General features: G+C 71.3%; 10 protein-coding genes. 3 read left to right on the top strand and 7 right to left on the bottom strand.

Annotation, left to right across the window (positions count from 1 at the left end; all coding sequences use genetic code 11):
• Positions 1–143: 143 nt before the first annotated feature.
• A complete protein-coding gene (locus tag ACFV2S_RS05245) occupies positions 144–2492 on the bottom strand; it encodes a hypothetical protein (RefSeq protein ID WP_385554411.1) in 2349 nt (782 codons plus the stop codon).
• Positions 2493–2743: 251 nt separating this feature from the next.
• On the opposite strand from ACFV2S_RS05245, the gene ACFV2S_RS05240 reads away from it, so the two are divergent.
• Positions 2744–3271: a hypothetical protein gene (locus ACFV2S_RS05240; RefSeq protein ID WP_385554409.1), complete on the top strand. Its 528-nt coding sequence runs from the start codon at positions 2744–2746 to the stop codon at positions 3269–3271.
• Between the two features lie 75 nt (positions 3272–3346).
• On the opposite strand, the gene ACFV2S_RS05235 is transcribed toward ACFV2S_RS05240, so the two are convergent.
• Positions 3347–4846 carry an MFS transporter gene (locus tag ACFV2S_RS05235; RefSeq protein WP_385554407.1) on the bottom strand — a complete coding sequence of 500 codons (1500 nt, stop codon included), beginning with the start codon at positions 4844–4846 and terminating at the stop codon, positions 3347–3349.
• Between the two features lie 159 nt (positions 4847–5005).
• Here ACFV2S_RS05235 and ACFV2S_RS05230 point away from each other — a divergent pair, with 159 nt between their 5' ends.
• Positions 5006–5482 carry a MarR family winged helix-turn-helix transcriptional regulator gene (locus tag ACFV2S_RS05230; protein ID WP_385554851.1) on the top strand — a complete coding sequence of 159 codons (477 nt, stop codon included), beginning with the start codon at positions 5006–5008 and terminating at the stop codon, positions 5480–5482.
• On the opposite strand, the gene ACFV2S_RS05225 is transcribed toward ACFV2S_RS05230, so the two are convergent.
• On the bottom strand, positions 5479–6570 hold the full coding sequence (locus ACFV2S_RS05225; RefSeq protein ID WP_385554405.1) for a protein kinase family protein: 1092 nt from the start codon (positions 6568–6570) through the stop codon (positions 5479–5481). The genes ACFV2S_RS05230 and ACFV2S_RS05225 overlap by 4 nt on opposite strands.
• Before the next feature lie 296 nt (positions 6571–6866).
• Here ACFV2S_RS05225 and ACFV2S_RS05220 point away from each other — a divergent pair, with 296 nt between their 5' ends.
• Positions 6867–7502 (top strand): hypothetical protein, encoded by a 636-nt coding sequence (locus ACFV2S_RS05220; RefSeq protein WP_385554403.1) that lies wholly within the window; start codon positions 6867–6869, stop codon positions 7500–7502.
• A 55-nt stretch (positions 7503–7557) separates the two neighbouring features.
• Here the strand turns inward: ACFV2S_RS05220 and ACFV2S_RS05215 are convergent, their stop codons facing one another.
• The 4 genes from ACFV2S_RS05215 to ACFV2S_RS05200 all read right to left on the bottom strand — a co-directional run.
• Entirely contained in the window at positions 7558–8757 is a 1200-nt protein-coding gene (locus ACFV2S_RS05215; RefSeq protein WP_385554401.1) for a low temperature requirement protein A, read from the bottom strand.
• A gap of 158 nt (positions 8758–8915) precedes the next feature.
• Positions 8916–9314, bottom strand: a complete 399-nt coding sequence (locus ACFV2S_RS05210) for an NTP pyrophosphohydrolase (protein WP_385554399.1) — start codon at positions 9312–9314, stop codon at positions 8916–8918.
• Positions 9315–9368: 54 nt separating this feature from the next.
• Entirely contained in the window at positions 9369–9842 is a 474-nt protein-coding gene (locus tag ACFV2S_RS05205; protein ID WP_383796565.1) for an SRPBCC family protein, read from the bottom strand.
• A gap of 268 nt (positions 9843–10110) precedes the next feature.
• A partial coding sequence (locus ACFV2S_RS05200; protein WP_385554397.1) for a PI-PLC domain-containing protein occupies positions 10111–11169 on the bottom strand: 1059 nt, incomplete at its 5' end.

Here is an 11169-nt window from a genome sequence, read left to right as displayed (position 1 = left end):
TCGGGGGCCTACCCCGGCTCCTCCCGGGTTGGGCATGGTTGTGGTCGTTTGGGGGCCGCTGGCCCCCCGGGCGGGGGGGGGGGGGGCCCCCCCCCGGGGGCGCCGGGGGGGGGGCCCCTTCCTGTTCACGCTGTCCGTTCGGGCTACTCCTGGACGGTGCGGCGACGCCGCGTCCACCACACCAGGGCCGCGCCGGCGGCGGCGATCGCCGCGGCGATGCCGGAGATCAGGCCGATCGGGGTGTCCGATCCGGTGTCGGCGAGGCCGCCGTCCGGGTCCGGCCGGTTGGCCGGAGGCGTCGTGGCCCCGCCGCCTCCGGTGTCACCGTGGCCCGGCCCGGTCGGGACCGGGCCCGGCGACGTGGGCGGATCGGTCGGGTGGGTCGGCTTCGGCGTCGGCTTCGGCGTGGGTGTCGGGTCGGGCTTCCCGTCATCCGTCAGGGCGGCGCCGTCGCCGCCCAGGAACGCGGTGTCGCTGTCGCGGGCGGAGGTCTCCGTGCGCACGGAGTCCTTGGTCGTGCGCGGCAGTTCACGATGCTGGGCGGTGAACTCGACGCCGGTGACGTTCCGCTTGGGGACCTTGGCGAAGTCGATGCCGCCGACGAAGAACGTGTAGATCCGGCCGTCGCCGAGGGGCCATTCGTAGGTGAAGTCGCCCTCGGTGAAGGACTTCACCATCTCCCGCCACACGGTCCGCTTGTCCCAGTGGGCGTTCTCACCGCGCAGCGGCCACCGCTTCACGTTGTTGCTGTTGATGAGGGGACGGAAGTCCGTGGCCTTCTTCGCGTCCTGCTGGCGGATCCACTCGGCCGCGACACGGGACTTGTAGACCCGGCGCAGGTCGGCGTACTTGGGTTCGGTGTTGATCTGCTTCTCGACGTGCGGGACGAGATACTGGGTGATCAGCCGGTGGCCGCGCTCCTTCTCCTCCTTGCTGAGCTTCTTCGAGCAGTCCTCTCCCGGTACGGGCGTGGTGAAGTCCATCGCCGCGTGGTTGACCTTCAGCGGGGCGTCGAGGATGTAGATCCCGCCGTCCTGCTCGCGGACCTTCGCCCGGCCGGGAACGATCCAGTTGCGTCCCGATCCCCAGCACGGCACCCCGTCGACCTTGGGGGCGGCGGCCATGAACTCCTTGCCCGGGGACTTCTTGGGGTCCATGGCACGGGAGAAGTCCCGCTTCATCTCCATGTCGGCCACGAGGAGGACACGTCCGGCGTCGGTCTCGCCGAACGCCTTGTCCATGATGGTCTCGGGCTGGTCGGGGTTGAGGTTCACCCACTGCCGGTCCGGGGTGAGCGCCAGCCACGTGAACAGCGCGTCGGAGGCGAGTTCGAGCTTCGCCTGCCCGCCCCAGCCCGGGTTGTCGTCCTCGTCGGGCATGAGGTCGGCCTTCATGGAGTAGTCCAGGGCCTTGCCCTTGACCGGGTTGCCGACGTACTGGAGCTCCAGAGTGGAGAAGTCCACCCCGCCCGGGCCCCGGCCGAGCGCGGACCGCGCGTTGTCGGCCACGTACTGGTTCTGCAACTGCCGGGCCTGGGCCGGGTTCTGTCCCGACCCGTAGGCGATCGATGCGCCCGGACCCTGGGTGCCGCGGTTCGGCAGCGGGTTGAACACGTTGTACGTCTTCGTGTACTTCGTCTGCGGCCACTGGCCCTTCGCGGTCGCCCGGCGCTCCGCGATCCGGATCGGGTTGTTCCCCGTGCCCCGCTCCGTCCGCAGCTTGTCGTTCTCGGCCTTGTAGTCGCGGAGGGTGGCCCCGTTCGGCTTCTCCGACGTGAACATCGTCAGGCGGTGCCGGGTGAAGTCGTACTTCGCGTCCTTGTGCCGCAGGATGATCCTGTCGGCCCGGAGCTGGGCCGGCTTGCGCTTCCCGTCGGACTTGAACTCCCCGAACTCACCGCTGCGCTGGTTGTAGGAGTCGTACCGCCGCGAGGCGATCTTCCTGCCGTCCTTGTCGAAGATCTCGATCGTGACCTCGCACAGCCAGTCGGGGCCGACCATGTTGAAGTCCTGAACGGCCTTGACCTCGAACACGCCCCCCTTCTGCTTGCTGACCTGCGCGCTGATCAGGTTGACCTTCCAACTGCCGAACGGCTTCGGGTTGTTCGACTCGCTCCGATGCCGCTTGTAGCGGGAGTAGATCGCCTTGCGCATGTCCTCCGGGTCCTTGGAGGCCGCGTACGCCTGGTCCCACTTGTCGATGTCCGCGCGGCTGCCGGTGACCTGCCCCAGCTCGGCCGCGGTGGGCGCGGGAACGTTCTCGAAACCCTTGAACGCGTTGTTGTAGTAGTACTCCTCGTCCGGCCCGGACTTCGTCCAGTACTGCTGACCCGTCGGCGCACCCGAGTTGTTCGGCGTCCGCGGGACTGTCCGCTTCAGGTGCATCTGATCGCACCGCTTACCGCCGGTGATCTTCGCGTAGTCCCCGGGAGCGGCCGATGCCACGGACGGCAGGCCGACCAGCAGCACCGCCGCCGAGGAGACGACCGCCAACGCGGCGGATAAGCGCCTCTTCAGACGCTGTCGTATAGGTGTACTCACGTAGTGTCCCTGGTCGTGGGGGCCACGGGACTCGAGACTGCGAGGGCAGGCCGGACAAGGGGCCCCCGTATCGTGCCCGCTCCTGCCGCCCCACCACACTAGGGGGCGCCAACACCGCGCGTACAAGCGGTTGTTGACGCGTCGTGTGATGACTCGGCGAAGATCCTGCGCGGGCCGCAGCACGCTTCGGTAGGTTCGGGGCCATGACCACACCCCACTCCGACTACGACTCCACCCGCCACCCCGACCTCCTGGTCTGGCTCTCCGAACGCCGGGCCGCCTTCGAGAGCTGGGCTCGGGAGGCGGGCGGCGTCGACAGGTTCGACTTCTCCGACGCCTCTCTCGACGCCCTGGAGGAACGGGTCAAGGAGACGTTCGCCGAGCCGGAGGAGATCACCGCACAGCGCCGCTCCCCCTTCGTCCAGGGCGCCGTGTGGTACATCGGCGAGGCTCTGCGCCGACGGCGCGAGGGCTGGGTGTGGACGTTCGAACCGGACGTCGCGTTCGGCCTGCTCCCGGCGTTCTATCCGGCGGTCCCGGACCCCGCGTACCTGGACACGCCCTGCGTCGGCGCACCCGACGCCAGGCCCGGGGACCACTGGTACCCCCTGAACACCCTGCGCCGACTCCTCACCACCGAGGACGAGTTCGACAACCCCGTCGACGAAGGGCTCGTCGGCATGATCGAAGGCTGGTACGACGAGGACGAGGAGAACGACGAGGACGGCTGAAGACGACGAGTGACCTGCGCCCGCAGTCCGGGCGCCGGGGAACCGGCTTCCGTGGGTGCGCTCCCCGGCTGCGGTTCACACGGCGAGGTGCTGATGCGTGTCGGAGCCGGTGGCGGGCTCGGGGGCGATGCCGTGCTGTTCCTCTTCGGGGCGGCCCTTCCGGGGCAGCAGGAAGGTGATGGCGAGGAACGCCGCCAGCAGGCATCCCTGGACGATCAGCGCGCGGTGGAATCCACCGGTGAAGTCACCGGTCCCGGCCTTGGCGAAGAACACCGAGCCGAAGGTCGCGACGCCGAGGGAGCCTCCGATCGCCTGGACCGCCGACAGGACGCCGGAGGCGGATCCGATCTCGTCGTCGTCGACCGCGGCCAGGATGAAGCCGAACAGGGCGGCGATCACCATGCCGGCGCCGACGCCCGCCACCGTCGTGCCGGGAACGATGTCCCAGATCGAGAACGAGGCGGCGTCGAGGCCGTCGAGCTCGAACCACAGCACGGCCGCGCCCGCCAGCTGGACGAGCGGCCCGATCTGGAGCACCTTGCGGCCGATCCTGTCGGCGAGGAACGCGCCGCTGATGGCGCCGCCGATGGCGGTTCCCACCGCGAGGGGCAGGTTGCCGAGTCCGGCGTCACCGGCGGTGAAGTGCCGGCCGATCTGGAGGAACAGGGTCAGGACGAGCTGGGTGCCGATGAGCCCGCCGAAGAACAGGGCGATGCCGCCGAGGCCGACGGTGAAGGCCGGCTTGCGCAGCAGGCCCGGGGTCACCAGCGGCTCACGGCCCGCGGCGGCCGTGCGACGCTGCTGGAGGGCGAAGAGGGCGAACCCGATCGCCGAGGCGGCCATGGACAGCCAGGTCCACAGGGGCCAGCCGCTCTCCTGCCCCTGGTTCAGCGGCAGTACCAGCAGGGCGCAGGACGCCACGATCAGGGCGGCGCCGGCCGTGTCGACGCGTACAGTGCGGTCACCCGCCTTCCTGGGCACGAACCTCGCGGCGACGATCAGCGCCGCGATGCCGATGGGCACGTTGACCAGGAACACCGACCGCCAGCCCAGGCCGAAGAAGTCGCCCTGGATGAGGAAGCCGCCCAGGACCGGGCCGACGATGCCGCCCAGTCCGAGGACGGGCCCGAAGATCGCGAAGACCCTGGTGAGCTCGGGGCCGGAGAAGTTCTCCCGCAGCAGGCCCAGGCCCTGGGGCAGCAGCATCGCTCCGGCGGTGCCCTGCAGCAGACGGAAGGTGATCAGCGACTCGATGTTGGGGGCCGTCGCGCACAGCAGCGAGGTCACGGTGAAGGCCGCGAGTCCGATCAGGAACATCCGACGCCGGCCGTAGCGGTCGCCTAGTCGGCCGCCGAGCACCAGGCCGGCGCCCAGGGTGAGGGCGTAGCCGCCGATCACCCACTGCAGTCCGACGGAGCCGGCGCCGAGGGACTTCTCCAGGTCCGGCCCGGCGACGTTGACGATCGAGGCGTCCAGGAGATCCATGATCTCCGCGACGATCATCACCGTCAGGATCAGCCACCGCCACCGGTAGGGCCCGGTCGGCTCGTCAGGAATGGGGGACGGGTCACGCACGTCAGATACCTCCATGGTGAAGTAATTCCACGGTGAAGGTAAAATGATGAGGGTAGGTTGTCAAAGCAGGGTGACCACGCGGACCGCGTGACAGGAGAGAGGGGCGGAGGCGTGGAGGAAGCAGTGCGCGACGGCGTCGCGGAGCAGCGTGAGCGGCTGATGGAGTCCCTGAGGGTCTACGGCGGCCACTACGCCGAGCTGGGCCGGCGCTTCGCCGCCTGGCTGGGCCTGCACTCGACGGACGCGACCGCCGTGCTGGAGATCGCCGCCGCCGAAGAACGCGGGATGCCGCTGTCACCGGCGCGGCTGAGCGAGCGCATCTCCCTGTCCACGGGCGCCACCACCGCGCTCCTGAACCGGCTCGAGGCGGCCGGGCACATCACCCGCACCCGCGAGCACTCCGACCGACGCGTCGTCACCCTGCGCGGCGGCCCGCACATCCAGGAAAGGGCGGACGAGTTCTTCGGCCCGCTCGCCGGCCGCCTCGACGCCGCGATGTCCCCCTACCCGTCACAGCTCCTGGAACGGTTCGAGCAGTTCATGACCGATCTGAACACCGCCATGGACGCCCACCTCGCCGGACAGGACCCGGTGGCACCGCACGCCCCCGGCGTCCCGGAGGACGGGCGGCGCTAGGGGGCGTCTCGGCCGGGCGCAGGATCCGCGGTGCGCAGGGCCCGCTCGATCTCGACGGCCGGGAACGGCGTCCGCTTGCTCTCCGTGAGAAGGCTGCGGTGAAACGCCTCCAGGACGACGGCGGTCCGAGCGTGCCGTTCGATGATCGCCGCGATCTCCGGCGCGACGCCCTCGGGCTTCCGGCCCGCGATCCACGCACGGAGGAACGCCTCGTGGTCCGTGCCGGCGCGTACGCCGTCCGGCAAGTGGTGGCGGAGCAGGTGGCTCGGGACGTAGGAGCGGTCGTAGGCAAGGTGCCGAGAGAGGAACTCGCGCTCATCCGGGGCGAGTTCGAAGCAGGAGCTCAGAGCGAGTCCGAAGTCCGCGAAGTAGAGCAGTCGTCCGTCGGTCAGGATGTTGCGGAAGTGGGCGTCGAAGTGGACGAGCCCGCGCGAGCGCATGAAGGCGGTCCCGCGCGCGAGCGCTTCCTCCACCCCTGGGTAGGGCGAGCCGTCCCCGGTCCGCGGGCCGGACTCCCGCTGGTCGGCGAGCCACGTGGCGAGCGTCCGCGGCACGTGCTCCAGGAAGAGAACCAGACTGGAGGAGGACCGGCCGATGGCCTCCAGCCGCTCGCGCACGGCCGGTGAGTCGTCCCAGTGCGCGACCGCGCCGTCGATGCCCCCGAACTCGTCGGCGAACCCCTCGGGGGGAGAGTCGGGCAGGACCCGCCAGTGGTACATCAGCGGAAAGCCGTCGTACGCGTTCCCGAGGACCCAATGGGTGGTCATGGTGTGCACGGCCAGCTCGCGCCAGGCTCCGAACCCGGCCGACCCCAGTCCGTACTGGTAGAACATCGGCAGTCCGAAGAGGTTCGCCGTCGAGCGCACGTTCTCCGGCCGCATCTCGATGTCCGTCAGAGGGACCCGCTTGACGAAGACGCGCGTCCCGTCGATGTCCCACTCCCCCGACCTGCCGCCGATGCCGGTCCCGAGCGGTGCGACGGCGGCCACGGCCTCGCCGAGCCGGTGGTCGCTCAGAAGGGACAGGCGTGTGGCGACGGTGCCGTACGTGGCGAGGCGTGCGGCACGGCACGCGTCCGGATGGCGCATCGACGGCTCCTCGGTACCCCGAACCGGGGCGTCGGTGATCGCATGAACGTGATCGACCCTATCGACCGGTCCGGCCCCAGCGGGCCCTCACGGCCGCACGGGTGCGGATGGTCCGTCGTCCTCGCGGTCGCGTCCGGTCCTTGCGCGCACCACGCGTGGGATCCGACGCCCGCCCGCCCGGCGGCTATACCTTCCGAGGGCAGGACAGCGCCATCACTCCCCATTCGACCGTTAGGGCCGCCACCGTGACCGGACGCACCCCAGAGACGACCGAGAGCCCGAGAGCGGACGAGTCCTTGGGCGAGCCGAGATGGCCGATGGCGGCGGCGGTCGTCGCCGCCATGGCGCTGACCGTCTTCCTCCCCGACGACCTCCGCCTGGCACCTCGCTGGGTTCTCCCCGCCGTCGAGGGGCTGCTCCTGCTGGCGCTCATCGCCGGCGACCCGGGCAGGATCGACCGGCGCACGGCCGCCCTGCGGACCCTGTCGATCGCCCTGGTGGGGGTGCTGGCCCTCAGTGCCGTCTGGTCGACCGTGCAACTGGTCGACGACATCCTCCACGCCGGGAAGGAGACCAGCTCGGCCACCAGCCTGCTGCAGACCGGCGGCACGGTGTGGACCTGCACCGTCCTCGCCTTCTCCCTGCTGTTCTTCGAACTCGACAGCGGGGGACCCGCCTCCCGCGCCCACCGCATGCCCTCCGCCCCCGCGCTCGCCTTCCCCCAACAGCTCGATCCCCGGCTGACCAGCGCCGCCTGGCGGCCGCAGTACATCGACTACCTCTACCTCGCGCTCACCAACGCCACCGCCTTCAGCCCCACCGACGTCATGCCCCTGGCGCCCTGGGCCAAGATCACCATGGGCGTCCAGTCCCTGGTCTCCCTGCTCATTCTCGGGCTCGTGGTCGCCCGCGCGGTCAACGTCCTCGCCTGACGCGCTGTCGGGACGCCCCCGTCGGCCGCACGGCTTCCCCGGCCGGAGAAGGCCCTCAGCCGACGGCGGCGCCCGTGCGGTGGGCCGCCGCGGTCTTCGCGTACAGCAGGTGGGCGATGGCCTCCGCCGTCAGGATCAGGACCACCAGCCACGGCGCCAGTACGTTCGCGCCGAGGACCACCAGCAGGGGGACCGCCACCCCCGGCACCGCCCAGGTCGCCACCTCGCGCCGGGTCCGGCCGAAGCGCAGCCCGATCAGGGCGTGCGCCGCGTGGTAGACCGCGAGCCCGCCGGCGAGCGCCCAGACCGTGCCCGGGGCGAGGTGGTCGTGGGCGGACTCGTCCACGGCCGTGGCCAGCCCCGCGGCCATGGAGATGACCGCGGCGGTGACGAAGAAGTGCAGGAAGCCGCCGACGTCCCGGGCGAGGAGGTACGCCTCGCGTGCGGACGCGCTCCCCATGACCCGCTCCGCCGCGGTCGAGGCGAAGTCGAAGTACGACCACCACAACGCCGCCAGAAGGGTGAAACCGAGGAGCGCCACGAGACCGGCCCGGGCGGTCCAGGTGTGGTCGGTGGACGTGATGAGGCCGAGCACCGATTCGCCGAGCACGATGATCACGAACAGACCGACCCGCTCGACCAGGTGCCCGGTGTGGACCCGTCGGGGGATGCCGCGCCCCCGCGCGGTGAGCAGCAGGGCCATCTCCGCCACGAGCAGCCCCGCCCAGACCGCGTACCGCCAGGGCGCGGGAACCGCCGCCGACCCCGCCCAGAGCAGCCCGGACAGCAGGCAGTAGGTGAGCGGTCGCCAGCGCGGGACCCTGCCGGGCGCGGGATAGCGCGTGGCGGGCCACCACAGGGCCAGCAGGACCAGACGCGTCCCCGCGTATCCGAGCGCGTAGGCGGGCCCCCGGTCCCCGTCGGCCTCCGGGACCGCCGCGGCCATCACGGCGAGGCAGAGCATGGCGGCCAGCATGGCGAGGCGGCGCCGGGCGCTGTCGTCCTGGAAGAGGTTGGCGGAGACGGTGAGGTTGGCCCACATCCACCACGGCGGGAAGTAGAGCCCCAGGAAGACGGCGAACTCACGCCAGCCGGGATCGCCGTGCAGGCCTTGCGAGAGCTGGGCGACGAACGCGACGAAGACCAGGTCGAAGAAGAGCTCCAGCCATCCGGCGTGCCGGGGCTCGGCCTCGGATTCCGACGCTCCCGAGGGGGGAGGCGGCGGCGACGGAACTGCGGGGAACGGAGTGCTCATCGGGCCATCCGGGTGAGGATCCGACCGGACACGGACTGCCTGCATGAGACCACGGAACGGCCTCTCCCGCGCTCACGAACCGCCCGACCGCCGCGAGAGGGAGTCGCCGCCCGGGTCGTCCGCGAGACGGCGGTACGGCGGGCCGGAGTTCCGGATGCCTACGGGGGCGGTCGGAGCACGCTGCGGGGGCCCGCGCAGCGGGCGCCTTCCGCTTCCACGCGCCGGCGCAGCTCGCGGTCGGCGGTGACCACCAGGCACGGCCGGTCCTTCGCGTGGCGGGCCAGCTCGGCGATCAGGTCGTCGCCGCTGCCGTGCGCCTCCTCGACGCGCACGTCGGGAAGCGACGCCACGCCCCGGGCGCCGCCCTCGACGACCAGGACGATCTCGTACGGGCCCGCGAACGGGCCGTCGTCCGGTCCGCCGTGCGCGGCGAGCCTGTCACGCAGCCGCTCCGCGGCCCCGCGCCGGTCGCGCCACCAGCCGTCGGGCACCGACCCGACGACGTTGGCGCCGTCGACCACCAGCAGCGGGCGAAGGGGAGGGGTCTCGGGATGCACGGCCCCATGATGTCAAAGGGACGGGCTCACACTGCGCCGCCCTCCTGCCGTCCCTCAGCCGCGTGCCTCCTGCGGGGCGCGGCCGGCGGCTTCGGCGTGCTCGCGCACCGCGATGCGGGACAGTTTGGTGAGCATCATGCCGTTGCGGACCGCGACGACGTAGTCCACGGGCAGTCCGTGCATCCGGGTTCCCGGACCGCGCAGCGGATGCCAGTCCAGGACGAACAGGGTGTTGTCGCCCCAGGGGATCAGGTTCATGGCGATGCGTGCCGCGCCGAACGGATGGGCCTTGGCCTCCAGCTCCAGCCGCTGTCCCGGATCGCAGATGCGGACGACGCACGTGTCGTCGAGGGTGAGGGGGCCCACGCCGACCCGGACGCGCAGGCGTGCGCCGACCTGGGGCCAGTGCGTGTCCGCCGCGAGGACCTGCTGGGTGCCCGTCACCCATTCCCCGTAGCGATGGCCGTCGGACAGCAGGTCCCAGACCTCGGACGGCGAGCTGAGGATCAGACGGCGGTTGCGGGCCACATCGACCACGCTCCTTGACCAGGTGAGGATGCGGAAGCACGGCAGTCGTGGCCTGGGGGCCGCGTCACGGCGGAGCAGTACCGCAGTCGCCGCGGCGCGCACGGAGCACCTCCTCGGTCGCGGCGCGCCCATCGACACTATCCGCATCGCGCGCCGCGGGCATCCGCAGGGATGCGGATGCCCGCTCAGCCTCTTGCCGCATCGTCCTCGTGGGGATCCTCCGCCGCCGGACCACGCCCGGAGTGCTCCCGCAGCGGGTGGCAGGCCCTCAGTTCCGGGCGTTCAGTTCCGCGACGATCGAGGCCGGTGTGTGGCCGCTGCCGTCGGACACCCGGTGGAAGTCGACCGAGACGAAGTTCGGGTCGCGGCCGCCGGCCGCCGTGCGGCACTGCTGGTTGACGCGGTCCCGCAGCTTGGTCCCGTTGTCGAGGGCGGCGTTGATGACCGTGGGCACGTTCCGGTGGTGGCTCATGGTGAAGAGCCTCCGGAAGCCGGGCTCCTGACGGTCCAGCGGCACGTCGGACCACCGGCTGACGCAGGACAGGTCGTTGCCGAGGTCACCGAGGCTCCAGAAGTTGCTGACGGTCCAGGCCCTGTCGTACATGACGCCGAGGTGCTCACGGTCGGGCGCGTCGCTGAAGATCAGCAGGCGCTTCCCCGCGCCGACGAGTTCGGTCATCCTCGGCCACCCCCGCTCGCGCACGTTCCACGCGTCGGGCCGGAAGAGCAGCTGGTCCAGGCCGCGTACCCGGCCGAGCGAGTCTCCCAGCTGCCGGGCGGTGACGTAGTCCTCCAGGAAGACGGTCACGAACTCCTGGGGGTTCGCCTCGAGGAAGTCCACCACGGTCTGCATGCCGCTCCGGAAGGACTGCCGGGGCAGCGCGTACGTGGCCCCGGCAAAGGTCTTGCAGTCGCCGTGGCAGAGGTAGACGTCGCTCGGGTAGCAGTCGCTGCCGAAGCTGATGACGCAGAGCCAGGTGCTCCGCTCGTACCAGTGGGTGTCCAGGCTGAGGCCCCGTACCCCGTTGTCGAGCTGATGGCGCAGGGACTCGGACTGCGACACCGAACTCCAGCGGGAGTCCTCGTAGTTGGTGAAGGCATTGTGGGTGCCGAGGAAGGACACCTCGTCGAGCCGCCGGTCGCCCCAGCGCGCCCGGGCCTGGGCCGCGGCGGCACTGTTCGCGTCCGACGTCGCCGAGAGGGCGGGGGCGTCCGGCGGCGCGGCTCCGGCCGCGGCCGGGATTCCGACGAGGCTCACCAGCAGGAGCAGGAGCACGGCGATCCGTCCGGTCCTCCGGGACGCGGCGGTCCCGGGGCGTCCCGGAGG

The sequence above is a fragment of the Streptomyces sp. NPDC059695 genome, assembly GCF_042733785.1.
Lineage (GTDB): Bacteria > Actinomycetota > Actinomycetes > Streptomycetales > Streptomycetaceae > Streptomyces.
Note: the sequence above shows the minus strand (reverse complement) of the source record. Positions and strands in the feature narration are given on the sequence as shown.